General features: G+C 38.0%; 18 protein-coding genes and 1 pseudogene. 13 read left to right on the top strand and 6 right to left on the bottom strand.

Annotation, left to right across the window (positions count from 1 at the left end):
• Positions 1-273 precede the first annotated feature (273 nt).
• From LN051_RS01265 to glpT, 10 genes are all read left to right on the top strand, one after another.
• Positions 274-996, top strand: coding sequence for a phosphoadenylyl-sulfate reductase (locus LN051_RS01265; protein WP_229292825.1), 723 nt, complete (start codon positions 274-276; stop codon positions 994-996).
• Between the two features lie 72 nt (positions 997-1,068).
• On the top strand, positions 1,069-2,904 hold the full coding sequence (locus tag LN051_RS01260) for an assimilatory sulfite reductase (NADPH) flavoprotein subunit (protein WP_229292824.1): 1,836 nt from the start codon (positions 1,069-1,071) through the stop codon (positions 2,902-2,904).
• Positions 2,905-2,953: 49 nt separating this feature from the next.
• Positions 2,954-4,681, top strand: coding sequence for an NADPH-dependent assimilatory sulfite reductase hemoprotein subunit (locus LN051_RS01255; RefSeq protein WP_229292823.1), 1,728 nt, complete (start codon positions 2,954-2,956; stop codon positions 4,679-4,681).
• A gap of 13 nt (positions 4,682-4,694) precedes the next feature.
• Complete coding sequence (gene cobA / locus LN051_RS01250) at positions 4,695-5,462, top strand: uroporphyrinogen-III C-methyltransferase (protein ID WP_229292822.1); 768 nt, start codon at positions 4,695-4,697, stop codon at positions 5,460-5,462.
• Positions 5,463-5,497: 35 nt separating this feature from the next.
• Complete coding sequence (locus tag LN051_RS01245) at positions 5,498-6,394, top strand: sulfite exporter TauE/SafE family protein (RefSeq protein WP_229292821.1); 897 nt, start codon at positions 5,498-5,500, stop codon at positions 6,392-6,394.
• 4 nt (positions 6,395-6,398) lie between these two features.
• Positions 6,399-7,589: a sulfate adenylyltransferase gene (sat, locus tag LN051_RS01240; protein ID WP_420853981.1), complete on the top strand. Its 1,191-nt coding sequence runs from the start codon at positions 6,399-6,401 to the stop codon at positions 7,587-7,589.
• Positions 7,590-7,601: 12 nt separating this feature from the next.
• Entirely contained in the window at positions 7,602-8,210 is a 609-nt protein-coding gene (cysC, locus tag LN051_RS01235) for an adenylyl-sulfate kinase (protein ID WP_229292819.1), read from the top strand.
• Between the two features lie 358 nt (positions 8,211-8,568).
• Entirely contained in the window at positions 8,569-10,911 is a 2,343-nt protein-coding gene (locus LN051_RS01230; protein ID WP_229292818.1) for a fibronectin-binding protein FnbA, read from the top strand.
• A gap of 561 nt (positions 10,912-11,472) precedes the next feature.
• Complete coding sequence (locus LN051_RS01225) at positions 11,473-13,092, top strand: poly(glycerol-phosphate) alpha-glucosyltransferase (protein WP_229292817.1); 1,620 nt, start codon at positions 11,473-11,475, stop codon at positions 13,090-13,092.
• Between the two features lie 271 nt (positions 13,093-13,363).
• Positions 13,364-14,725: a glycerol-3-phosphate transporter gene (gene glpT / locus LN051_RS01220; protein ID WP_229292816.1), complete on the top strand. Its 1,362-nt coding sequence runs from the start codon at positions 13,364-13,366 to the stop codon at positions 14,723-14,725.
• A 116-nt stretch (positions 14,726-14,841) separates the two neighbouring features.
• Here glpT and deoB read toward each other — a convergent pair whose 3' ends face one another.
• The 4 genes and pseudogenes from deoB to argF form a co-directional block, all read right to left on the bottom strand.
• Positions 14,842-16,017 carry a phosphopentomutase gene (deoB, locus tag LN051_RS01215; protein ID WP_229292815.1) on the bottom strand — a complete coding sequence of 392 codons (1,176 nt, stop codon included), beginning with the start codon at positions 16,015-16,017 and terminating at the stop codon, positions 14,842-14,844.
• A 35-nt stretch (positions 16,018-16,052) separates the two neighbouring features.
• A complete protein-coding gene (deoC, locus tag LN051_RS01210; RefSeq protein WP_229292814.1) occupies positions 16,053-16,715 on the bottom strand; it encodes a deoxyribose-phosphate aldolase in 663 nt (220 codons plus the stop codon).
• A gap of 392 nt (positions 16,716-17,107) precedes the next feature.
• A pseudogene (locus LN051_RS01205) lies at positions 17,108-17,884 on the bottom strand (Csa1 family protein).
• A gap of 275 nt (positions 17,885-18,159) precedes the next feature.
• Complete coding sequence (gene argF / locus LN051_RS01200; RefSeq protein WP_229293589.1) at positions 18,160-19,161, bottom strand: ornithine carbamoyltransferase; 1,002 nt, start codon at positions 19,159-19,161, stop codon at positions 18,160-18,162.
• A gap of 417 nt (positions 19,162-19,578) precedes the next feature.
• Here argF and LN051_RS01195 point away from each other — a divergent pair, with 417 nt between their 5' ends.
• Together LN051_RS01195 and LN051_RS11470 are read left to right on the top strand one after the other, a co-directional pair.
• On the top strand, positions 19,579-20,787 hold the full coding sequence (locus LN051_RS01195; RefSeq protein WP_229292813.1) for a cysteine protease staphopain: 1,209 nt from the start codon (positions 19,579-19,581) through the stop codon (positions 20,785-20,787).
• Between the two features lie 24 nt (positions 20,788-20,811).
• Complete coding sequence (locus LN051_RS11470) at positions 20,812-21,129, top strand: staphostatin A (RefSeq protein WP_420854001.1); 318 nt, start codon at positions 20,812-20,814, stop codon at positions 21,127-21,129.
• A gap of 910 nt (positions 21,130-22,039) precedes the next feature.
• Here the strand turns inward: LN051_RS11470 and betA are convergent.
• Both betA and betB read right to left on the bottom strand, forming a co-directional pair.
• Positions 22,040-23,734: a choline dehydrogenase gene (betA, locus tag LN051_RS01190; RefSeq protein WP_229292812.1), complete on the bottom strand. Its 1,695-nt coding sequence runs from the start codon at positions 23,732-23,734 to the stop codon at positions 22,040-22,042.
• A 21-nt stretch (positions 23,735-23,755) separates the two neighbouring features.
• On the bottom strand, positions 23,756-25,255 hold the full coding sequence (gene betB / locus LN051_RS01185; protein ID WP_229292811.1) for a betaine-aldehyde dehydrogenase: 1,500 nt from the start codon (positions 25,253-25,255) through the stop codon (positions 23,756-23,758).
• Between the two features lie 216 nt (positions 25,256-25,471).
• On the opposite strand from betB, the gene cudC reads away from it, so the two are divergent.
• Positions 25,472-26,032, top strand: coding sequence for a choline uptake/conversion transcriptional regulator CudC (cudC, locus tag LN051_RS01180; RefSeq protein ID WP_229292810.1), 561 nt, complete (start codon positions 25,472-25,474; stop codon positions 26,030-26,032).
• Position 26,033: the final 1 nt, after the last annotated feature.

Below are 26,033 nucleotides of genomic sequence, written 5' to 3'. Positions count from 1 at the left end.
ACTCACGCCATATCTATTACTATATTGTGAAAGTGAGCTTGTCTCTTTTCTCCTGTTTTTATCGTACTATCTCTAAAAAAATCGTTATTTTTATTTTCAGTACAAAATAAACTTTTAAACCCCTTTAACACGCACTTTTTCGTTTTAATTTTCAGAATTTTTCTTTTTAAATCCGACAAAACAGGTTGACTTTATCTCGAAACCTCGTTAAATTAAGTACATATTATTCCGACTAAGTAAATAGGTTTTATTGAAGGAGGTTCATAATTTACGATGACCAACCAAATTACCTACGATACGTTTCAAGCTGATCCTTTCATCCATACACTCGGTGACGACGAAACAAAAGGTGCCCTTCCTTTACTAACATGGGCGTATGAAACGTATGGCGATCACCTCGTATATGCATGTAGCTTTGGTGCTGAAAGTATGGTACTCATTCATCTGATTTCACAAGTTAAACCTGATGCACAGCTTGTGTTTTTAGACACAGATTTACATTTCCAAGAAACATACGAGCTCATTGAACGTGTTAAACGTCGTTATCCTAAGCTACAAATCGAAATGAAAAAGCCAGATTTATCGTTGCGCGCACAAAGCCATCAATATCAACCTGAATTGTGGAGACACGATCCTAATCTATGCTGTTATATTCGAAAAATCAAACCGTTAGAAGACGTCTTAAATGGTGCAGTTGCTTGGATTTCTGGCTTACGACGTGCGCAATCAGAAAGTCGTGCACATACGCAATTTATCAATCAAGATGAACGCTTTAAATCTATAAAAGTTTGTCCTTTAATTTATTGGACGGAAGATGACGTTTGGAATTATATCCACTCACATCATCTACCTTATAACACACTTCATGACGAAAACTATCCGAGTATTGGCTGTATGCCTTGTACGTCACCTGTTTTTGATGGTCAAGATTCACGTGCTGGCAGATGGCAAGGCACGATGAAAACGGAATGCGGACTTCATTCAACCCGTCCCTAAAGTTAGGTATTCTAAACGCCTAAATGCCAAGTCTTTTTCAAACATTCTTATTTATTAACTGAGGTGAAACCATTGAATTTAAAAGTAACGAATAGTCCTTTTACTGAGGCGCAAGTCAATCAACTGAATGCGCTTTTAACCGAACTCACGCCTAATCAAAAAATTTGGTTAAGCGGTTATTTAACATCTGACATCACGCATAGTGACGTACCAGTTGATGATGTAACTCAAAACGCCCAAATATCAAATACATCACCCGCTTCTGACACTCCTAAAGTTCAAAGAGCCATTACATTATTGTATGGCTCTGAAACTGGTAATGCTCAAGGCCTAGCAAATTTATTTGAAACACGCTTAAAAAAGCTCAATTTTGATGTCACTACTAAAGCGATGGATGACATTAAACCAAAAGCACTCAAAAAGTGTGAAGATGTGCTCATCATTACCTCTACACAAGGTGAAGGTGACCCTCCCGACAACGCTTTAGAACTTCATGAATTTTTACATAGTCGTAAAGCGCCTAAACTAGACGGCTTACGGTATAGTGTTTTAGCTCTCGGCGATGTTACGTATGAATTTTTCTGTCAAACAGGCAAAGATTTTGACGCAAAGTTAAACGAACTTGGTGCGACACGTATATACGACCGTGTAGATTGTGATGTAGATTACGAAGAAAATGCAGAGAAGTGGATAGCCAACGTCATTAACGCCTTAAATGATCAAACGAGTGAAACTGCTTCTTCGCAAGAGCTCGTAAGTGAAACCATTCAAAACGAACGTGAAGCGACTCACTCAAAAGCCAATCCATTTTATGCTGAAGTTTTAGAAAACATCTCTTTAAATGGCCGAGGGTCAAATAAAGAAACACGTCATATTGAACTATCAATAGAGGGAATGAACGAGTCATATGAAGCTGGAGATTGTCTCGTTGTTCTGCCTGAAAATAAACCTGAACTCGTTCAGCAACTCATCGAAACGCTCGGTTGGGATCAAAATACTGACATCAAAATCAATGACGACGGCGACACCTTACCATTAATCGAAGCGTTGACACATCATTTTGAAATTTCAAAGTTAACCGTGCCACTCCTACAAAAAGCGGCACTTCATTTCGGCAATGATGAGTTAACTGCACTTTCTGAAAACCAAGCAGAAGCTCGGGATTATATTGAAGGACGAGATTTCATCGATTTATTGAATGATTTTGTGACCACAGACTTCGCACCTGAACATGTCTATCATGTTTTAAGAAAACTTCCACCACGTGAATACTCTATTTCAAGTAGTTACGCTTTAGAACCTAGCGAAGTCCATCTTACTGTAGGTGCTGTACGCTATGAAGCTCATGGAAGAGAACGTTACGGTGTGTGTTCCATTCACTTTGCCGAACGTTTACAACCAGGCGACACGGTCCCTGTTTATTTAAAACATAATCCAAACTTTAAATTTCCAAATAATCCGGATCAGAAAGTGATTATGATTGGTCCTGGAACTGGCGTCGCACCATTTCGAGCCCATCTCCAAGATCGAGAAGAATGGGATTGGAAAGGAAATACATGGCTCTTCTTTGGCGAACAACATTTTACGACAGACTTCTTATACCAAACAGAGTGGCAAACTTGGTTGAAAGATGGCTATTTAGAAAAACTAGATGTTGCATTCTCGCGTGATACAGACGAAAAAGTCTACGTACAACAACGTATTCTTGAACATGCTGATAGCTTTAACCAGTGGATTGAAGAGGGTGCTGCAATTTATGTATGTGGTGATGAAAAACATATGGCAAAAGATGTTCATGACACGATGATTCAAGTCATTACAAAAACGCGCAACATTTCAGAACAAGAAGCAGATGATGTATTAAAACAATTGAAAAAAGATAAGCGCTATCAACGCGACGTTTATTAAACTTAACAGGATTCGACATACAAAAGCACAGTGTGAAAGGATGAGAAACATGGCAAAAGATCATACCCAAATTGCGCAAGAACTAGATGAAAAGCTAGATGCAATGGAATTCATTAAATACCATAGCAACTATCTCCGCGGCACGATTATAGAAGGACTAAACGATCCTTTAACAGGGGCAATTTCAGAAGATGATACAAAATTATTAAAATTTCACGGCAGTTATATGCAAGATAATCGTGATTTACGCGATGAACGTCGAAAACAAAAGCTAGAACCTGCATACAGTTTTATGATTCGTGTTCGTGTCCCTGGTGGCGCTGCTACGCCTGAACAATGGAAAGCGATGGATGACATTTCAAATCAATATGCGAATGGCACTTTAAAATTAACAACACGCCAAGCTTTTCAATTTCATGGTATTTTAAAACGCCATTTGAAAACGTCTATGCAACGCATTAATAAAGCTGTTTTAGACTCAATCGCAGCTTGCGGCGACGTAAATCGTAACGTGATGTGTAACCCAAATCCTTACCAATCCAACGTTCAAAAAGAAGTTAATGACTACGCAACAGCTATCAGCAATCATTTATTACCTCAAACAGGTGCGTATCATGAGATTTGGCTCGATGGCGAAAAAATATTAAATACTCAAGAAGAAATAGAACCTATTTACGGTAAACGTTACTTGCCTCGTAAATTTAAAATTGGTATCGCTGTCCCACCTTCTAATGATATTGATGTATATTCACAAGATATCGGGCTTATTGGGATTATTGAAAACGAGGAACTGGTTGGCTTTAACATCGTTATTGGCGGAGGTATGGGCATGACGCATGGCGACACGCGGACATATCCACAAATTGGTAAAGTGATCGGCTATGTGGAAAAAGAGAACATTGTCGATGTATGTGAAAAGATTGTAACCATCCAACGTGATTATGGTGACCGACAAGAACGCAAACAAGCTCGTTTTAAATATACTGTAGACCGTTTAGGTGTTGAAAAAGTCATTGATGAATTAAATACGCGTTTAGGTTATTCCTTAGAAGATGCCCGAGATTTCAACTTTGAACATAACGGAGACCGTTACGGATGGACTGAAGGTAACGGCAACTGGCACTTCACTTTATTTATTCAAAATGGTCGTGTCAAAGATACAGAAGACTACAAACTGAAAACGGCTTTACGTGAAATTGCTGATATTCATACAGGAGAATTTATTTTATCGCCTAATCAAAACCTTGTCATAGCGAATATTTCCCCGAAAATCAAACCAAAAGTCGAACGTATTATCGAAACATATCACCTTTCAGATGGTCATCATAACAGTGGTTTACGTCGCAATTCTATGGCTTGTGTCGCCTTTCCTACGTGTGGTTTAGCCATGGCAGAATCTGAGCGGTATCTTCCTTCTCTACTTTCTAAAATTGAAGATACTCTTGATGAAGCTGGACTACGTGAAGAAGAAATCACTATACGTATGACCGGTTGTCCAAATGGCTGTGCGCGTCCGGCGCTTGCGGAAATTGGTTTTATCGGAAAAGGCCCTGGCAAATATAACCTTTATCTTGGTGGTGGTTTCAACGGACTTCGCTTAAACAAACTTTATAAAGAAAACGTTGGTGAAGAAGAAATATTAAACAGTTTACGTCCAATTTTAATGCAATATAGCAAAGAAAAACAAGCTGATGAACGCTTTGGAGACTTCGTTATTCGCGCAGGGATTATTGAAAAAACACATGATGGTCAAGATTTTCATAGCAATATTAAGTAAAGGAGGCGTGGCTATGGGAAAAGTATTTATCGTTGGTGCTGGTCCTGGTGACCCCGATTTAATTACCGTCAAAGGCATGAAAGCCATTCAAAACGCCGACGTCATCTTATACGACCGGCTCGTAAATAAAACATTACTTAATTATGCCTCAAAACATACTAAATTTTTCTATTGTGGCAAAGATCCTTATCATCATTCATTGCCACAAGAAGAAATCAATAAATTAATGGTGACGTTAGCACAAAAAGGACATACTGTCACGAGACTAAAAGGAGGCGATCCTTTTGTATTTGGTCGAGGCGGTGAAGAAGCACAAATTTTAAACCGGCATCATATTCCATTTGAGATTGTTCCCGGCGTTACTTCAGGCATTGCAGCCCCTTCTTATGCAGGCATTCCCGTCACCCATCGGGATTACAGTTCATCCGTCGCTTTTGTCACAGCAGTTACGCAAGAAGGAATAGATAAAAACACGCACTGGGAACATTTAGCACAAGGACCAGAAACATTATGTATCTATATGGGCGTCAAAAAATTACCGGAAATTTGTAACTTACTCATTCAAAACGGTCGCAACAAAGACACCCCTGTCGCGCTTGTCCATTTAGGTACAATAGATCAACAACAAACTGTCACAGGTACATTAACTACCATTCAGACACGTGCAAGCCATATTCAAAATCCTGCTATGATTGTCGTTGGAGAAGTCGTTAAGTTAAGAGACGAGTTAAGTTGGTTTGAAGAAAATGCATGCACTCTATCGCTAGAACAAACGCTTTAACTTCATTACAACGTTCGATAAGGGAGGGATTATAAATGCAAAAGCTCCTCATTTTTGCGCTAGCAGGTTTTGTTGCACAACTCGTAGACGGTTCTCTTGGTATGGGATTCGGTGCGTCATCGTCTTCCATTTTACTCACATTCGGCATCGCGCCCGCAGTGGTTTCCGCAACGGTCCACTTTTCGCAAATTGCTACCACGTTCGTTTCTGGAACCGCTCATCTTAAATTTAAGAATGTGCATTACCCTACTATGTGGCATCTTGCATTGCCCGGAGCAATTGCTGCCTTTATTGGCGCAGCTTTTTTGTCGGTGATTCATAGCGATATTGTACGTCCATATATATCTGTATTTTTACTTTCAATGGTCGTGTACATACTTTACCAATTTCTTTTTAAAAGAAATCATCCCAACACTTCTTCCAACAGTACGTTTCCAAAAAGACGTTGGATGATACCTCAAGGTGTTATCGCTGGATTTTTAGATGCGATTGGCGGCGGCGGTTGGGGACCAGTCAATACGCCCTTACTCTTGTCGAGTAAAAAAATCGAACCACGTTATGCGATCGGGACAGTATCAGCAAGCGAATTTTTCGTTACACTCTCAGCGTCTGTAAGTTTCATCATTTTTTTAGGATTCGGAAATATTCATTGGAGGACCGTTTTGGCACTTGCGTTAGGCGGTATTGTAGCCGCGCCGATTGCGGCGTATCTCGTTAAAATTTTACCTGTGAATATTTTAGCGATGGCAGTCAGTGGTTTAATTATTTATACCAATAGTAATGCTCTCATGCATTACTTTGAAGTCGATACTCATGTCGTTCATATTTTTCGTATAGGCATCATCGTTTTATTTATCCTACTTATTTTAATCATTACTTTTAAAAATAAAAAGGTGGCTTTTTCAAAACGTACACGAAGTCATCTGAATTAAATTAATGGAGGGATACACATTGTCAAATCAAAAAAACGTTCAAACGATTGAAGCGCATGGCGGCACTTTAATTAATCGTGAAGTTTCAGCTGAACAACGCCAAGTATGGTTAGATAGCGCACACGAACTTCCAAGCGTTACTCTTGATGCTTGGAGTTTGTCCGATCTCGAACTTATCGGCATTGGTGGTTTCAGTCCTCTTACCGGATTTATGGGAGAAAAAGATTATCTTAACGTCATCGAAAATGTACACCTTGATAATGGTCTTGTATGGAGTATTCCTATTACTTTACCTGTTTCACAAGATAAAGCTGATACATTGGACATTGGTCAAAAAGTCGCACTTTACGGTGAAGATCACGTATTATACGGGATACTTGAATTAACAGAGAAGTATCACTACGACAAAACAAAAGAAGCAAAGCTCGTATATGGAACGACAGATGAAGCGCATCCTGGTGTCAAAAAAGTTTACGACAAGGGTGCTGTCTACTTGGCAGGACCTATCCATTTAATCCATCGTCCTAAACACGATGCATTTACAGATTTTCACCTTGACCCTAAAGAAACGCGCGCACTTTTCAAAACATTAGGTTGGAAAACCGTCGTAGGATTCCAAACACGTAACCCTGTTCATCGTGCTCATGAATATATTCAAAAATGTGCACTAGAAATTGTAGATGGGTTATTGTTAAATCCCCTCGTTGGCGAAACGAAGTCCGATGATATCCCTGCTGACGTACGCATGGAAAGTTATCAAGTTATTTTAAAACATTATTATCCAGAACACCGAGCACGTTTAGTCATTTATCCTGCAGCAATGCGTTATGCGGGCCCACGTGAAGCAGTGTTACATGCGACAGTACGAAAAAACTATGGCTGTACGCATTTTATTGTAGGTCGCGATCATGCCGGCGTCGGTGATTATTATGGAACATATGAAGCACAAGAATTTATAAGTCAATTTGAAGCAGAACTTGGCATTCAAATTTTAAAATTTGAACACGCTTTTTATTGTGAAACTTGCGGTAACATGGCAACCGCGAAAACATGTCCACATGATCGTACACATCATTTACACTTAAGCGGCACAAAAGTACGTGAAAAATTACGAAATGGCGAACCTTTACCAGAAACTTTTTCTCGGCCAGAAGTGGCTCAAGTTTTAATAAAAGGATTGCAAAACTCAAAATAGGAGGTCTTAACAATGCGTCACGCTAACGCTATTACTTGGCATGCATCTGAAATACAAAAAACAGATCGACAAGCACGCTTTCAACATAAAAGTGCTGTGCTTTGGTTTACAGGACTCTCAGGTTCAGGTAAATCAACATTGTCCGTTGCGCTAGAAAAAGCGCTTTTTGAACGTGGCATAAATACCTACCGTTTAGATGGCGATAATGTCCGCCATGGTTTGAATCAAAATCTTGGGTTCAGTCCAGAAGATCGACAAGAAAACATTAGACGCATAGCCGAAGTAAGCAAATTAATGATCGATGCAGGTCTTTTGACATTGACTGCTTTCATCTCACCTTACAAAGAGGATCGAGCGCATGCCCGAGAAATTGTTGAATCAAGTGAATTTATAGAAATCTATACGAAAGCTTCTATTGAAACGTGTGAATCGCGCGACCCAAAAGGGTTATATCAAAAAGCACGTCGTGGTGATATCCCGGAATTCACAGGTATTAGTGCGCCGTATGAAGCCCCTGAATCTCCAGAAATTACGATTGACACAGAGCAGCAAACAATAGAAGAAGCGGTCAATACCATTCTCCATTATTTAGAAGTACACGAATATATCCCTAAAATTTAAGTATTTTTAGCGCCCTCTTCAAATCAACTTAGGGCGCTTTTATATTGCATTATTTTTTGGAAAGACAATGTAAAAATATACTTTCCCACTCCTTTCACACTACATTAGAGCTTCGGTTACTTCAACAAATTAAAGTGCTAACTTAATAACGCGATACTCTATTACTGTGATAAATAGCGGATGACAACCGTAACTACAACAATCCCTTATATGTGTCAATTAAAAATATTTATTATTATTAAAAAGTCTCTTTTTTAATTTAAATTAACTATTTCTGGGTATAAATGATTATGTTAGTATAGTACGAGTATATGAAAATATACTAACTTTTATACTATTTTTTAAGGAGTGGATACGTTTGAAAAATTCCGGTTTTTCCAAAAACAAAGTAAATAAGTATGCAATTCGACGCTTTTCAGTAGGAACAGCATCCATCATTGTAGGTAGTGCTTTATACTTTGGGATTGGCGACGAAGCAAATGCGAGCGAATTAGGCTCAGATACAGCATCATCAGAAAATACAGAGGCCTCATCCGAGACATCTAGCAATAATGAGACTTCTAAATCTTCCGTCGCTGCGTCAGAATCTCCAGCTGCGACAACGCCAAAAGCATCTAGCACTCAACCCGTATCAGAAAACACAACTGACAATACGTCAAGTCAAAATACAGCAAACGAGGCTGCGCCAAGCGTTTCTGAAACAAAATCAACGCAACCTACAACTCCAAAAGCAGAAACTGATAATACGGATGCACAAAAAACAGAAGCAACAGCTACTGATGCATCTAAAGATGAAACTGCTAATGTAGATGCGTCTGAAGCTCAAGCAACTGACGCCGATGCTCAAAAAGCTGAAACTACTAATGCAGATGCACCTAAAGCTGAAGCAACTGATGCTAATGCTCAAAAAGCTGAAACTGCTAATGTAGATGCGCCTAAAGCTGAAGCAACTGACGCCGATGCTCAAAAAGCTGAAACTACTAATGCAGATGCGCCTAAAGCTAAAGCAACTGACGCTAATGCTCAAAAAACTGAAACAAAAGCTGAACCACAAGCTGCACGTACACTTTCAGCTCAAAAACAACCTGTTATGCGTGCCGCAGCAGCTACAGGACAAAATGTTAACGATAAAGTTAAAGTCACAGATTTTAAATTTGATGACAAAGGCTTTAATCCAAATAACAGTGGTCACTCAACAATGTCTGCTAAATTTAAAGTAGAAGGTACAATCCGTTCTGGAGACCGTTTCACATTTATCGTACCTCAACATTTATCACTTGATGGTGATGTGGATTATAGTAACTTAAACAATCAAATGAAAATGGCAAACCTTACGAATAGCCAAGGTCAAGTCGTTGCTACAGGTGTGTACGATACATCTAAAAAGGTTGTAACATATACATTTACAGACTTCGTAAATGGTAAATCGAATATCACAGGTGCCTTTGAAACACCAATTTTTACAGACCGTAAAAACACACCAAAAAGTGGCACGTATCCAGTCAAATTCAATATCGCTGGCGAAGAGTTTGATTCAAATGTTGACATCAATTATGGTGACTATGCGCAAGGTCAACCTGGGTCTAACGGTGCTAACGTAACGTCATTCATTACTGACATCGATACACATTCAGGTGCAAATGAATACAAACAGTCGATTTACGTTAATCCAAAAGGCCATGATTTATACAACTCAAGCGTAACGTTGCAAGGTTATCATGATGACCCAACGCAAAGTAGTACTTTAATCAATGGTCAAAACACAAAATTACGTGTTTACGAAGTTGTTGACAAAAGTAAACTCACAGATAGTTATTATGTGGACCCACAAGATTCTAACCTTATTGACGTAACGAACGATATCGCTCCTTACATTGTTGATAACGGCAACAACACAATGACTATTAAATTCGGTAATACGAATAAAACATATGTTGTATTAGTAGATGGTCACTATGACAATAGTGGTAAAGACGTAAGAACACGTGTTAGAGAAGAAAATACAGATGCTTCTGGTTATAATCATAGTTATTACACTTGGGATAACATGAATATCGTTAAAGATGGTTCGGGTTCAGGTGACGGCGACGATACTGATGCGGATGCTGACGCTGACGCTGATGCCGATGCTGACGCCGACGCTGATGCCGATGCTGACGCTGATGCCGACACTGATGCCGATGCCGATGCTGACGCGGATGCCGATGCCGATGCTGACGCGGATGCCGATGCCGATGCTGACGCGGATGCCGATGCTGACGCCGACGCTGATGCTGATGCTGACGCCGACGCTGATGCCGATGCCGACGCCGACGCTGATGCCGACGCCGACGCTGATGCCGACGCCGACGCTGATGCCGATGCGGATGCCGATGCGGATGCCGATGCTGACGCCGATGCTGATGCCGACGCTGATGCCGATGCTGACGCCGATGCCGATGCTGATGCTGATGCCGATGCTGATGCCGACGCTGATGCTGATGCTGACGCCGACGCTGATTCAGATCATGACGGTGTAGCGGATGCTTCATCTCACAATAACCACCCAGGTTCCCCTCAAAAACATCACGTTACTAAAGGGAAAGATACCTTACCAGAAACAGGTCAAGAAAAGGCCTCTACAACACTTATTAGCACACTTTTCGCTGGTCTAGGTTCGTTATTATTATTTAGAAGAAAAGGCAACAAAGATAAATCATAAAATAATAGGTCTCATGACAATGAAATCAAATACTGTGCATTATTTTAATTAACACAGTAGCTGTCTGAATTGAATGTGCGCTTTTCAAGCGCCTTTCAATCCTAGTCAGCCTTGTGGGGGCGGGACAGAAATCATATAGATTTCTGTCCCACTTCTATAATGAGAAGGTAACTGCTAATAAGCACAGTAGCTGTCTGGATTGAAACTTCGCTTACTAGCTCGTTTCCCTTGTCGGGGTGGGACAACGAAATCAAATAGATTTCTGTCCCACATTTAATGAGAGAATAACAGTTAATAAGTCACAGTAGCTGTCTGGATTGAAACTTCGCTTACTAGCTCATTTCAACCCTAGTCAGCCTTGTGGGGGCAGGACAGAAATCAAATAGATTTCTGTCCCGCATTTAATGAGAGAATAACAGTTAATAAGTCACAGTAGCTGTCTGGATTGAAACTTCTCTTAGCAGCTCGTTTCAACCCTAGTCAGCCTTGTGGGGGTGGGACAACGAAATCAAATAGATTTCTGTCCCACTCCCTATAATACATATTCAGATGGAGGTTCGCATGTTTGATACAGTATTGAAGAAATTTGAAGCCGCAGTTGCGCCTTTAAGCCGCCATGTTTTTATAAGTTTAGGCACACCACATTCAAAAGCAACCATTAAACATATTAAAAAATCACGAAATTTAACAAAAGAACTTACACAAACACTTAAAAAGTTCAAATCACGTACAGGTATATGGCCAGAATGGGTCAAAGTAGATTTCGTTACTCAAGAAGAACAGCTGCCTTTTAAAGATGTGTTGGCAGAAATGTTAAATACGAGACGTAATTATATCGATTTCGGGGTTAGTTTTGACTCGAAATGGTTAATCTCATTTTTACCAGAAGTGATAAATGCTAACGCGTTTGTGCGCCCTCAAAAAGGTAAAGATCACACCTCACTCGAACTCGCAGTGAATAATATCAATCATTATTTAAAGCATTATACACAAGTAAAAAAACCGTTTACAATTGAGCAATACCAACACCAAAATGTCATACGCTTTCAAACATGTGGCTATTTACTCACGCCAGAAGATTATTACGAACTGGAAACATCAGGTGGCAATAAAGGTGTTCGAAAAACAACAAATTTACATAGCGAAATCGAAACGATGATTACAACTGCGACACACTATTTAAAAAATGAACTAGGTCCAAACGGAAAATACAATTACGGTCGTTTTCCCCACTTTGATAGAAAAATAAGCTTTTATAACATGTTAAGGCATTGTTCATCGACTTATGCCCTTATTGAAGGATTAACCTATCTTCAACAAGATTTAACACCGATTCAACACGCCTTCGATTACGTGCATCAGCATGCTTATTACGATTGTGGTGAAGTTGCATATATTTTTGATGATACACGTGAGATTAATGAAATAAAACTTGGACAAAATGCTGCTTATATTTTCGCAGTCGTAGAATATTTGAAACATAGTGAGCCTCATCCAGAACTATTACACCGTGCTCAAAAAGTGGCTGAAGGGATACTAACGATGATTGATCCTCAAACGCTAGAAACCATTCACGTGCTCAACTATCCTGATCTTACTATTAAAGAAAAACATCGTATCATTTATTATGATGGCGAAGCTGCTCTTGCTTTGTTGCGCTTATATCAGCTCGATCAAAATCCAAAATGGCTAGATACTGTGACGCTATTATTTGAGAAATTCATGTCCCAAAATTACTGGCAATATCACGACCATTGGTTAAGTTATTGTACAAACGAATTAATCAAAATACGCCCTGAAGCCCGCTACATTAAGTTTGGTTTAAAAAACATCTCACATTACTTAAAATTTATTTACCATCGTGAAACGACATTTCCGACATTTTTGGAAATGTTAACGACAACATACCAACTTATCGAACAAGCCAAATCACTCGGTTTTGAAAATGTGGTCAATACACATATTAATGAATCATTTTTAGTTGAAACGCTCCATCATCGCGCAAATTATCAACGGGCAGGTTATTTCTATCCTGAAGTTGCAATGTATTTCAAAAATCCGAAAAGTATACTCGGCAGTTTTTTCATTAAACATCACGGCTACCGCGTGCGTATTGACGATATTGAACACTACTTATCTGGCTATATTCAATATCAAAAATTATACCGTTCGATTACCTAAAAGAATAGAAATGCACACCTATAAACTTTTATTTTATTCGGTAGTTCAATAAAGTGCGTATCGATATGATGACCCCTTTTCAATGCTCACTTTGTACACATTTAAGTGGAACAGCAGTCGTTATGATTTCGTTGTTCCACTTCTTTGTATTTAAAAGGATTTAAACTTTATAATTATGTTAAAAAAGTTTGTTGACATTAAAATTACGAATAACTATTATTAAATTACACGCAAACGCTTTCATATTATTTTAGACATCGGAGGTTACATTATGGCAAACTTTTTAAAACCTGCCAAACATATCAAACCCATTCCAGCAGAACAGGTTGACGATACATATAAAAAACTGAGATTCCAAGTCTTTTTAGGTATATTTCTCGGTTATGCTGGATATTACTTATTAAGAAAAAACTTTTCGCTTGCTATGCCTGCATTGATTGCAGAAGGCTTCAGTAAAACCGATCTCGGCTTTGCACTCTCTGCAATTTCTATCGCTTATGGCTTCAGTAAATTTATTATGGGAACCGTGAGTGACCGTAGTAACGCCAGGACTTTCCTCACACTCGGACTTGTCCTAACTGCTATCGTAAACTTACTTATGGGCTTCATCCCGGCACTGACATCTAGTGTATTGATCATGTTCATCATGCTATTTTTAAATGGCTGGTTCCAAGGCATGGGTTGGCCACCGTCAGGGCGTGTACTCGTCCACTGGTTTAGTGTACGGGAACGTGGCGGTAAAACAGCAATTTGGAATGTTGCACATAACGTAGGTGGCGGCTTAATGGCACCGATTGCTCTCGCAGGGATTTCTTTAACAGGAACATTATCATTTGGCTATTTGAAAGGCTTTGAAGGTGCGTTCATTTATCCTGCATTAGTGGCACTTGTGATCGCATTTTTCTCTTACCTTCTTGTAAGAGATACACCACAATCTATGGGTTTACCTCCTATTGAGGCACATCGAAATGACTACCCTGACCACTCTCATCAAACGTTAGAAAAGGAATTAACCACAAAAGAAATCCTTTTTAAATACGTATTGAACAATAAATGGGTTTGGATGATTGCCATTGCGAATATATTCGTTTATTTCGTACGTTATGGTGTATTAGACTGGGCACCAACCTTTTTAAGTGAAGAAAAAGGGTTCGATTTAAAAGCTTCAGGTTGGGCTTACTTCCTTTATGAGTGGGCAGGTATTCCTGGCACACTTTTATGTGGTTACATCTCTGACAAAGTCTTCAAAGGTCGTCGTGGACCAGCAGGCTTTATCTTTATGTTAGGCGTAACAATAGCCGTTATTGTTTATTGGCTTAATCCTGCAGGAAATCCTCTAGTAGACAACATCGCACTCATTGCGATTGGTTTTTTAATTTACGGTCCTGTAATGTTGATTGGTCTACAAGCTTTAGATTATGTACCGAAAAAAGCAGCAGGTACTGCCGCTGGATTAACAGGTTTATTCGGTTACTTAGGCGGGGCTGTTATGGCTAATATCATTATGGGGTTGATTGTTGATCAATTCAGTTGGGATGCTGGTTTCATGTTATTAACAGGAATTAGTATACTCGCTATGTTAAGTTTTATTTTCACTTGGAATAAGCGTGGCCAAGAAGTAGTGAAATCTTAATATTTAACACATCAGAGGTATGGGACAACTTTTATCGATGTCCCATACCTCTTTTCAATTCAACATACAAAAACAGGGGAAGAACTTTCACTGTCCCTCTCCCTGTTTCATTGTGTTTATTTTAATTCACTTAAATAACTTCGGCCAAATTCGGGTGCTTTAACTCCGAAATTCTCTGCAATGGTTGCACCGATAGAACTAAACGTTGTATCGTCTTCAAGTGCCTTACCGCCTTTAAATTTAGGGCTATACCATAATACAGGAATGTATTCACGTGTGTGATCTGTTCCTTTTGCCGTAGGATCATTACCGTGGTCTGCTGTTATAATTAACAAATCATCTTCACGCATATGACCAAGTAATTCTGGCAAGCGCTCATCAAAATCTTTAATCGCTTGCGCATAACCTAATTGATTACGACGATGGCCATACAGCGCATCAAAGTCCACTAAGTTTAAGAAACTTAACCCTTTGAAATCTTTTTGAACGACTTTATTCAACTGATCCATACCGTCCATGTTGCTTTTCGTACGTACAGCTTCTGTTACACCTTCGCCGTCATAAATATCGTTAATCTTACCTAGCGCAATCACATCATAATTGTCCTCTTTTAACGCGTTCATGACCGTCTTACCAAATGGTTTTAACGCATAATCATGGCGGTTACTTGTACGCGTAAAATTGCCAGGTTCGCCAACATATGGACGGGCGATAATACGACCAATTAAATATTTAGGGTCTTTTGTAAGTTCTCGTACTTTTTCACAAATATCATATAACTCTTCTAGCGGAATAATGTCTTCGTGTGCCGCAATTTGAAGTACCGGGTCTGCAGATGTATATACTATCAAATCTCCCGTCTTCATCTGATGTTCGCCCCACTCATCAATAATTTGTGTACCTGAAGCTGGGCAATTCGCCACGACTTTGCGCCCCGTCATTGTTTCAATTTCATTAACAAGCTCCTCTGGAAAACCATTAGGATATACTTTAAACGGTTGCGTAATATTTAGACCCATAATTTCCCAATGACCTGTCATTGTATCTTTTCCGACTGAAGCTTCGCTAAGTTTATGATAATATGCCTGTGGATTTTCCACACGATCAATAACTGGTAAATCATCGATGTTACCCAAACCTAATTTTTGTAAGTTTGGCAATTCTTGGTCAAAATCTTGTAATGCGTGACGTAATGTATGTGCCCCTTTATCACCAAATTTGTCAGCATCTGGGGCTTCACCGATACCAACAGAGTCCATGACGATTAAATGTACACGGTTAAATGTTGCCATATTAATCACTCCTCTTGTGTGTCTTAAGGTTTACCTTAGTAGTCTGAGTCTGATTCCAAACCTTGCATAATTTGAACGCCTGCACTCGCACCAATGCGTGTTGCACCTGCATCAATCATTGCTTTAAAATCTTCTAAGTTACGCACGCCACCTGAAGCTTTAACTTCTAGTGCTTCTCCAACAGTCGCTTTCATTAATTTAACATCTTCAACTGTCGCGCCACCGCCAGCAAAACCTGTCGATGTTTTCACGAATGTCGCTTTTGCAGCTTTAGCCAATTCACATGCTTTCACTTTTTCATCATCTGTTAATAACGTTGTTTCAATAATTACTTTTACCGTTTTACCATTTGCAGCATTCACAACGGCTTCAATATCTTTTTGAACATCGTCATCACGGCCATCTTTTAATGCGCCAATGTTAATGACCATATCAATTTCGTCCGCACCGTTCTCAATCGCGTTTTTTGTTTCAAACGCTTTAACCTCAGGTGTATTTGCGCCTAATGGGAATCCGATCACAGTACAAACAAGTACATCTGAATCCGCCAACTGTTCATGCGCGTATGCCACATGCGTTGGATTCACACAAATAGATTTAAAATGATACGATTTCGCTTCTTCGATAATTTTGTCGATTTGCGCACGTGTCGACTCCGGCTTTAATAAAGTATGATCAATGTATTTTTCAAAATTCATAATAGAATGCTCCTTTATCTTTTCCTATTCACATGTATTATACAATGTGAACAACTAAAAGACGATTATTTACTACAAAGATTGTTTTTTTCTAAAAAATGTACCACTTGAAGTCCGTGACTTTCGAGGAGCGCTATATAGTGTTTTTTAGAAGAATGATTGAAGTGATATTTAGTAATACGATAACTTGCTTTGTCTAATTTTACGATGAAGCGATGGTTTAACTTTCACGCTATAGATTCTCCACAAAATGAGCACAATACTTCTATGTATTAAATTTCTGGAAGTTTTTTTATTTTTTGATGAATTGCTTCCATTTCTTTATTAGCAGCTGTTACCCAATCTCCTTTAGCAGATGTATTTAATTGTTCAGTAAAAGTTTCACAGATTACCTACTTTGTTGGTCTAAAACTAATACTTTCCAAATAAGAAACATAGGGGGTTTTTTTCAAAGTGAACTCCACCCTTTTATGACTAATTATTTTTTTATCTGTACTTCCTAAAATATGTAATTCCATTGTTCTTTTACTATCAGATTTAATGCCATACCATTTTTCTAACAATTTTAAATTGATATTATCTTTAGGTAATGCATATTCTACTGTATAGAGCGGCGCGTTATCATTCCATAAAACGTCTTTCGTACGCATTTTTGAAACATCTCGAAAATTACCATACTGAATTAAATACTTATAATTTCTAATTTTAGATTGGATATCTGAAGGAACTTGGTTTTTGAATTTTAATTCTCCTACTTCATACGTCTATAAATATGTTTTACTTTTATTTTCATTCGTTTCTAAATTCCTGTCTATCACTGTAAATTCACCACTAATACTCCGATTTTCAAGATTAATTCGTGTTGTCATCATTTCCGATTGTGAAAGTTCACTTTGGGTTTCGCTTGTAGTAGATAATTCGGAAATAATAATCCATTGACCTTTATCTCCTTTTTTAAATGCATCGCTTTTAGGACCTTCCATATTTAAAAAGTCTTCTAAGTTGCGAGTGGGGTATAGCTTAAATACTGGTTCAAACGCTTCTTCTACTTTTTTTCGGTTTTCTTGAGCACTTTTTTGATATTCATGTTCAAAATAGCTTTTCACACCCCATGTACCTAATATTGAACAAATAATGATGATACTTATGACTAGTTTCTTAGTGTTCATGTTTTATACTCCGCAAAACAAATTTATTCTCCTAGAATAATGCGTTTCTTCCAGAAAAACACCCCATCCCCTATCTATATTAAAATTAAGTATTATTATACTTAATTTATTGAGAATTGGACAACTTTTATTTTTTGGTATTTTTAAATGTCATCCGTACTTAGAACTATGATTAGCTTTGAAAAACTTTTCAATACATTTTAAAAAATAAAAGGGCTGGATATCACAATATCCTAACCCTTTGAATCTACATTTATAAAAAGAACGTTAACGTTTTAAAATACATCGCCTAATGTTGCAGCAAGTATTGCTTTTATAGAATGGAGACGATTTTCCGCTTGTTCAAAAACAACGGAATGTTTACCGTTAAAAACTTCATCTGTTATCTCCATCGCTTCAACGCCAAACTGCTGATATAACGTTTGCGCAGTTTTCGTTTCTAAATCATGAAATGCTGGCAAACAATGCATCACGATAGTATGGGGTTGATGTGTCTGCGCCAATAATTCTGCGTTGACTTGGTAAGGTAACATTAGCTCAATACGACTTCCCCATTCTGATGTTTCTCTCCCCATTGATAACCAAACATCCGTATAGATGACATCTGTTTGATAGACTGCTTCTTGAACATTATTTGTAATGTGTAGCTGTGCCCCACTCTTAGCCGCAAATGTTTCTGCAAGATGCTGCACTTCTAAATCTGGTTGTGCCGACTCAGGTGCGGCAATATGGATATTCACGCCTAATATTGCGCCTGTAACTAACAAATCATGGGCAACGTTATTGCGCGCATCTCCGACGTATGTCAGTGTTTTGCCTTCAAGCGTGCCAAAATGTTCTTTTAGTGTCATAAAATCTGCAATCATTTGTGTCGGATGCCATTCATCTGTAAGTCCGTTCCATACTGGCACTCCAGAAGCAAGACTTAATGTCTCAACATGCGCCTGTTGAAAACCTCTGAATTCAATACCGTCATACATACGTCCTAAAACTTGTGCCGTGTCAGCAATTGATTCTTTAACACCAAGATGAAAATCACCTGCACTATAAGTATCTACATGTGCCCCCAAATCTTTTGCTGCAACACTAAAAGCAGCACGGGTACGTGTAGAAGGTTTTTCAAAAATAAGCGCTATGTTTTTGCCTTTTAAATAAGGATGTGGCAATTGATGTCGTTTCTTATGTTTGAGTTCTATTGAAAAATCAATCAATGTTTCAAGTTCAAATTTCGTATAATCACTTGTTTTGAGAAAACTTTTTCCTTTGAAACCTGCAATCTGCTTTAAAGTTGTCGTGTACGTCCCATCAAGATCACGCCCTTTTAGAATTTTTATACAGAATACTTAATATTTATTCTATATAAAGCATAATTATACCGAAATGATTTCAGAAGTCAATGCTTCATTTTTACTTAATTCAAATTTACAAATACCGATTTCAAGAAAAATGTATTTTCCTTATTATCATCATTTAACTTAAACTTTCAAATCTCTCACAAATACCGTTCTAACCGCCTATCTCTTAAATTTCATATGTTATCTATCAGTTGAATTTTACTTAGAGTACAAGTCTTGTTTATCATTAAAATATCGTAAATTTATTTTAAATTTTAAAAAAATTACCCATTTTTTATAAAAATAGTATATACTGTAAATGAAAGGGTTATAATATACAAAAAACAAAGAAGATAAAAAATGAAAAGTGGACTAATATTAAAATCTGTTTTTATATTAAGCTTAGTTTCTGGAGCGTGTTTTGACAATGTACATGCAGAATCTACAACTGATAGTCAACCAGCAGCAAAAAGTTCTACGAAAGTAAATGTTAATCAAAAATCAATCCCTTCAGAAGTCCAAAAATTGGCTGAAGAAAATTATATTTCTCGTGTTACAACCCTTGATAAAGTAAACAATCAATCAAGCAATGGTTACACTTTAGGTGAACCGTTTAAAATTTATAAATTTGATAAGAAAAGTGATGGAAATTACTATTTCCCAGTATTAAATGAAGACGGCGATATTAAATACATCGTTACAGTATCACCTAAAGTTGCCGGTGATTCAGCTAAAGATGGTAAATATTCACTTAACGTCTCTGCTTTCCTTTCAAAAACATTAAACGAATATAAAAATCAAAAAATCACTATCTTAACTGATTCTAACGGTTATTATGTTTTGGGTGAAAAAGGCAGTGCTAAGCTTGTGTTAAGCACACCTCACGAAACAAAAGATTTTAAAGTTAAAGATAAAGCTGATCAAGCGCGTGAATTTAAACGTTCAGAAGAAAAAGCACCTAAATCTGATGAACTTAAAGGTTTAAACGAAACGGCTTCGATTACTAAACCTGTCACAAAACTCCACAATCCAAAGTATGCGAGTGACGTTGAGTATGTGAACAAGTTGAAAAACTTTTCTATTAGAGAAACTCAAGGTTATAATGGTTGGTGTGCAGGCTATACAATGTCAGCATTACTAAATGCCACTTATAATACAGATCGCTATAATGCAGAAGGTGTTATGCGCTATATCCACCCTGATTTGACTGGCGACGAATTTTTAATGACTGGTTTAACAGAGGGTGAAATGATTAATTTTGGCCGTTCACAAGGAAGATCACCTGAACTTCTTAAGAGAATGACTTCATATGATGAAGTAGACCAATTTACTAAAGACAATAAAGGTATCGCTGTTTTAGGTGAAAGTGTTGAAAAGTATGAAAACGGCTTACATGGCTACCATGCAATGGCTGTTGTGGGTAATGCTAAAGTAGACAATGGTCAAGAAGTTATCTTAATTTGGAATCCATGGGACAGTGATTTTATGACTCAAGATGCTAATAGTGATGTAATTCCAGTATCTGATGGTCATCATTACCGCTGGTATAGTTCAATTCATGGTTACTAAAAATAGTATTTAGGAGGTTTTAATATCTCTCAATTTAATACAATAAATATTGTTAGTACTCCTGTAAATAATATCGAAAAGAATTGGATTCAAACACTTGAAGGTGAATGGTATCCGAAATCCATCGATGTTGATCCTTTAAAATTCACCATTGATGAAAATTCATCAGGATACCATTGTAAAAAAGTAAATGAAGATTCAAAAAAGCTTATTCTAGAGAGCAAAGAAAATACAAATATAGTAAAAGAAATTAAATTTATTAACTCAAACGAAATAACTGTTAATATTATCAATATTGGATCTATAGGCGTTTCGCCTAGTATCACATTTATTAAATACTAATTGTATAGTAACCCTTTCAAACTTGGAATCTATTTTTTAAAGGGCATAAACGTGGGGCTCTAGTACGCAAAGGAGACTTAAAAAATTCTGAAAAAAATGAATTTTTTAGGTCTCTTCTTTTTTGTTATACTGACGACTTAATAAAACGGCTATACACTTTATATAGTTGTTATGTATATATAATAATTAAGCCGCAAACTTCCGATTGCTACTTCGAGTCTCGCTTTCCCAGGCGCCTTACCTCTGCATGAACACGTTTGAATGTAATGATATACGTGTTCAGTACACATGTGAACGTAAGTGAGCAGGTGTTCCTTTTCAACGCAGTCTATGACTGGTTTCTAACTGTTATTAGAAACCTAGTCATAGTTGCGGGGGAGATACTACGAAATCAATGTTATGTGATTTCTGTATCTCTCCCTGATTTTCGGCTTCGGCTCTATGCCTCGGGAGTCTAGACTCGGTACGCAATCTATTTAAGCAATTTCACTATTGAAGAGTGATATTGCTTTTTTCTTTGGTCTTTTATACAGTCTAAAAATAGTAAAAATATAATTTCTGAAGTTATAAAAGTTGAGCCAGCCATATGAATTCTTTTAATCAGTTTAACTTTTTGATTACTTCCTTTAATCGCACCATTGTTAAATTGAAGGGGTTCAATCGTATAAGTAATGATATTCTCATACTTTCTGTAGAAACGTAACACTATCTATAAGTTAGGACAAACTTCGTTTTTATAAACTGAATATAACGATGATATGAATCTATTCCGTGTCTACCATTCAATATCAACTTCCAATAATATTTGAGCTATTTTTGGATAAAAAAGCAGGATGACCTATGTCAACCTACCAAAAATTGAATAAAGTAGAAAACGCTTGAACCTTCTCCGGTCCAAGCGTTTTCTACTCTATTCAATTGCGCCTGATTTAGGGTCAGATTTACCGTGAACATAATAATCTACATATTCAGGTTCTAACGGTTTCACACCTTTAATAATATCTGCTGCTTTTTCTGCAAGCATTAGCACAGGTGCATGGATATTGCCGTTTGTTGTAGTTGGCATTACCGATGCGTCAACGACACGTAAGTTTTCCATACCGTGCACTTTCATAGTAAGTGGATCAACAACCGCCATTGGATCAGAAGCTGGTCCCATTTTAGCGCTACAAGAAGGATGTAACGCCGTTTCAGCATCGCGACGAACCCAATCTAAAATCTCTTCGTCTGTTTGTACAGATGGTCCTGGTGAAATCTCGCCACCATTATATTTGTCCATGGCAGGCTGATTTAAAATGTTACGAGCTACACGAATTGCTTCTACCCATTCCTGTTTGTCTTCTGGTGTTGATAAGTAGTTAAAGACAAATTCAGGTTTTTTATATGGATTCGTTGACGTAATTTTTAAATAACCACGAGAATTAGAATACATTGGCCCAACGTGAACTTGATAACCATGTGCTGTTGGTGCTTTTTGACCATCATAACGCACGGCTAATGGTAAGAAATGGAACATTAGGTTAGGATATTTCACTTTGTCATTTGAGCGAACAAATCCACCACCTTCAAAGTGGTTACTTGACGCTGCGCCTGTACGACGCGTTAACCATTCTAAACCAATGAACGGCATTTTAAATTTATTCAAACTTGGTTGCATTGATACCGGTTCTTTACATTTATGTTGAACGTAAACTTCTAAGTGATCTTCAAAGTTTTCACCAACACCTGGCAAATGTAAACGTGGCTCTACACCTACAGAACGTAAATGTTCAGAGTCACCTATACCAGACAATTGAAGCAATTGTGGCGTATTAATTGCCCCACCTGAAAGAATCACTTCTTTGGCAAGAACTTTATGAAGTCGTCCATTACGTTTAAATGTCACACCCGTCACACGCTTACCGTCAAAATGTAGTTTTTCTACAAATGCACGTGTTTTTACAGTTAAATTACGACGTTTCATCGCAGGTCGTAAGTATGCACGTGATGCTGACACACGTCTACCATTATGAATTTGGCTATCGAAAGGGCCAAACCCTTCTTGACGGTAACCATTAACATCTTTTGTTTTATGGTAACCCGCGTCCACCCCTGCATTAAAGAAAGCTTCAAATAAAGGATTATCCGCCGGTCCACGACGTAATTTAATCGGTCCATTTAAACCGCGAATCGGATCATCTTTTTCTGCACCGAAAGCTGTCTCTAAACGTTTAAAGTAAGGTAAACAGTGTGCATAATCCCATGTTTCCATTCCTTCAGGTTTTCCCCATTTTTCATAGTCTAGCGGGTTACCTCGTTGATAAATCATACCGTTAATTGAGCTTGAACCTCCAAGGACTTTCCCGCGAGTATGAAATACTTTACGTCCTCCCATATGAGGTTCTTCGGCAGTTTCATATTTCCAGTCATAAAAACGGTTACCAGAAGGATACATTAGCGCAGCTGGCATTTGAATGAGTAAGTCCCAAGGATAATCACTGCGTCCCGCTTCTAATACAAGTACTTTCTTATCTTTATCTTCACTTAAACGTGCGCCTAAAACGGACCCCGCACTTCCGCCTCCGATAATAATGTAGTCATACATTTTGTCGTATGCTTTGCTCATGAGCGAATTGCCTCCTCTGATTTATTCGTTGTTTTTGCCAAACCATTCAATCGGTTCTGGTTGAGTATTAAGCAAAATGTGTTTCGTCTCTAAATATTCGTCTAAGCCTTCATGACCTAATTCACGACCGATACCTGATTGTTTATAGCCGCCCCACGGTGCTTGCGCAAAATAAGGATGGAAGTCATTAATCCATACCGTTCCCATGCGCAATTTTTTAGCTACTCGGTTAGCTTTACCAATGTCTTTTGTAAATACACCACCAGCTAAGCCATAAATCGAATCATTCGCAAGTCGAATTGCTTCTGCTTCCGTATCGAATCCTTCAATGGTCATCACTGGACCAAATACTTCCTCTTGAACAATTCTCATTGACGTATCGCAATCTGTAATAATTGTCGGTTCAAAGAAGAAACCTTCTTTTAAATCATCACGTTCTGGACGCTTACCACCAATCGCAATCGTTGCCCCTTCTTTTTTAGCGATATCCATATATCCTTCGACTTTATCGCGGTGTTCTGCTGAAATGAGTGGTCCAAGTTCCGTTGATGCATCAAAACCATTACCCATTTTGATATTTTTAATGCGCGCGATAAGCGCTTTTTCAAAATCTGCTTTAATAGCATTGTGCACGATAATACGTGAGCCTGCTGAACATACTTGTCCTGCATGGAATAAGCCCCCATTTAAAGCTTGGTCAACCGCTAGATCAAAATCAGCGTCCTCAAAAATAACGTTTGGATTCTTTCCCCCAAGTTCAAGCGCTATGTTCGTCACATGATCTGCCGCTTGTTTCATAATACGTTTTCCTGTTTGAATGCCACCAGTAAATGAAACAAGATCGATGTCTTTATGTGTAGACATAATGTCTCCAATTTCTGAGCCGGCTCCTAATACAAGATTAATCACACCTTTAGGGAAACCAACTTCTTCCATTAGTTCAAACACACGAATTGTCGTTAATGGCGTAATTTCACTTGGCTTCATTACAATCGAACACCCTGTCGCAAGCGCTGGCGCAATTTTCCATGACGCTTGAAGCAATGGATAATTCCAAGGCGTAATTTGCGTCACTACACCAACAGGTTCCTTCACAATCTTACTGTCTGTGTTAGGAATTGGAGAATTTATAATTTCGCCGCCAACTTTATCAGCTAAACCAGCAAAATACATAAATACGTTATGAATATCATCCATATCTGCACGTGATTCTTCTAACGTCTTACCTGTATCTAACGTCTCAAGTTGTGCTAACTCTTCACGATGTGTTTTGATTTTATCTGCAATTGCACGTACTTTTTGTCCTTTAACATCACCGGTTTCATCGGCATAAACCCCTTCATCAAAAGAACGACGTGCAGATAATATCGCGCGTTCAACATCTTCTGTTGTACCTTCGGCCACTTCTAAAATAACTTCTTGATTGTAAGGATTAATAATTTCACGTGTAGCTTTGTTGCTACTTTCCACCCACTCGCCATCAATAAACTGACGACGTGATAACTGTTTAACAAATTCCATCAAACGACCTCCGTTAAGTTTGTTAAGTTTTTATTTAACGAATTTCACAAATTAAACTTTATCATGCACACATACCCTTGTCAACGTTCTAAAACGCACTTAAACATACGATCCGTCGTTAAGAAAGTAATAAATATTTCTAATTTGTTTAATTTTATGGTTATAATGCACATGAATCGTGATAGAATAAAACATGCATATTGGAGGTGTGTTGTCATGAAAAAAGCGAAATCTTATGAAACACAATTAGAAACAGCCAAAGACATTGTTATCAATTCGATTGCAGAAACAATGGACTTATATGGGATTAATCGTAGCGTTGGTAATTTATATGGCATCATGCTCTTTAAAGACAGCATGACATTAGATGAAATGCGACAAGAACTGCAAATGAGTAAACCAAGCATGAGCGCTGGTGTTAAAAAGCTTCAAGACTTAGATGTCGTCAAACAACGCTTTACACGCGGTAGTCGAAAACAACATTTTGAAGCTGAAAAAGACTTTTTCGACTTTTTCAGTAACTTCTTTACTAAAAAATGGCAGCGTGAATATACGATTAATTTTGCGGCAGTAACTGAAGCTGAATCAATTATTGACCACATTCTAGCGGCAGATGATGTGGATGACGCACTCAAAGCAGAAGCTGAAGAAATCAAAGCACATATGGCACATTCCCGCGTTTATTACCATTGGCTAGAAAACATTAGTAACGCTTTTAAAACAGGTGAAATTTTTGAACATTATCCTATTCCTGACCCTGAAGATACAAAGCATTAAA

The organism is Staphylococcus ratti (genome assembly GCF_020883535.1).
GTDB classification, from domain to species: Bacteria; Bacillota; Bacilli; order Staphylococcales; family Staphylococcaceae; genus Staphylococcus; species Staphylococcus ratti.
This window is presented reverse-complemented; position numbering and strand designations above follow the sequence as displayed.

Bases quoted from the DNA above. Each gene is read 5' to 3' on its own strand.
- LN051_RS01265 (WP_229292825.1), top strand. From the start codon at position 274: ATGACCAACCAAATTACCTACGATACGTTTCAAGCTGATCCTTTCATC.
- LN051_RS01255 (WP_229292823.1), top strand. From the start codon at position 2,954: ATGGCAAAAGATCATACCCAAATTGCGCAAGAACTAGATGAAAAGCTA.
- cobA (WP_229292822.1), top strand. From the start codon at position 4,695: ATGGGAAAAGTATTTATCGTTGGTGCTGGTCCTGGTGACCCCGATTTA.
- LN051_RS01245 (WP_229292821.1), top strand. From the start codon at position 5,498: ATGCAAAAGCTCCTCATTTTTGCGCTAGCAGGTTTTGTTGCACAACTC.
- sat (WP_420853981.1), top strand. From the start codon at position 6,399: ATGGAGGGATACACATTGTCAAATCAAAAAAACGTTCAAACGATTGAA.
- cysC (WP_229292819.1), top strand. From the start codon at position 7,602: ATGCGTCACGCTAACGCTATTACTTGGCATGCATCTGAAATACAAAAA.
- LN051_RS01225 (WP_229292817.1), top strand. From the start codon at position 11,473: ATGTTTGATACAGTATTGAAGAAATTTGAAGCCGCAGTTGCGCCTTTA.
- glpT (WP_229292816.1), top strand. From the start codon at position 13,364: ATGGCAAACTTTTTAAAACCTGCCAAACATATCAAACCCATTCCAGCA.
- deoB (WP_229292815.1), bottom strand. From the start codon at position 16,017: ATGGCAACATTTAACCGTGTACATTTAATCGTCATGGACTCTGTTGGT.
- deoC (WP_229292814.1), bottom strand. From the start codon at position 16,715: ATGAATTTTGAAAAATACATTGATCATACTTTATTAAAGCCGGAGTCG.
- LN051_RS01195 (WP_229292813.1), top strand. From the start codon at position 19,579: ATGAAAAGTGGACTAATATTAAAATCTGTTTTTATATTAAGCTTAGTT.
- betA (WP_229292812.1), bottom strand. From the start codon at position 23,734: ATGAGCAAAGCATACGACAAAATGTATGACTACATTATTATCGGAGGC.
- betB (WP_229292811.1), bottom strand. From the start codon at position 25,255: ATGGAATTTGTTAAACAGTTATCACGTCGTCAGTTTATTGATGGCGAG.
- cudC (WP_229292810.1), top strand. From the start codon at position 25,472: ATGAAAAAAGCGAAATCTTATGAAACACAATTAGAAACAGCCAAAGAC.